This window comes from Luteococcus sp. Sow4_B9, from assembly GCF_052116585.1.
GTDB lineage: Bacteria > Actinomycetota > Actinomycetes > Propionibacteriales > Propionibacteriaceae > Luteococcus.
Window position 1 is genome coordinate 1 of the sequence record NZ_JBQKKT010000086.1, and the last position, 340, is coordinate 340.

Here is a 340-nt window from a genome sequence, read left to right on the forward strand (position 1 = left end):
CTGCCATGACGGGCGGTGGGCGATCCAGGTGTCGATGAGGGTCTTGAGGGCCGGGTCGAGGGGGATGTAGCGGTCGGTGTGGAGTTTCCCGACCGGGGTGCGCAGCCAGTATCCGGTGCCGATCTGGACGACGGCGTTGATGCGTAGCCCGAGTAGTTCGCCGCGGCGCATGCCGGTGCGGGCCAGGATCTGGATCATCAACCGGTCGAGCTCGTCGGATAGCTGGGCTGCGGCGGCCATGAACGCGGCAGCCCGGGCATCGTCGAGGAACTTCGGCAGGGGCTTGTCCAAGCGTGGACGGTCTTCCCGGAAGACCAGGGCGCGGGTGGGGACATCGGGA

General features: G+C 67.9%; 1 protein-coding gene. It reads right to left on the reverse strand.

Going from position 1 to position 340, the window contains the following annotated elements; translation table 11 throughout:
- The coding region (locus ACTQ49_RS15060; RefSeq protein WP_441828644.1) for a tyrosine-type recombinase/integrase at positions 1–291 on the reverse strand (291 nt) is incomplete at its 3' end.
- Positions 292–340: the final 49 nt, after the last annotated feature.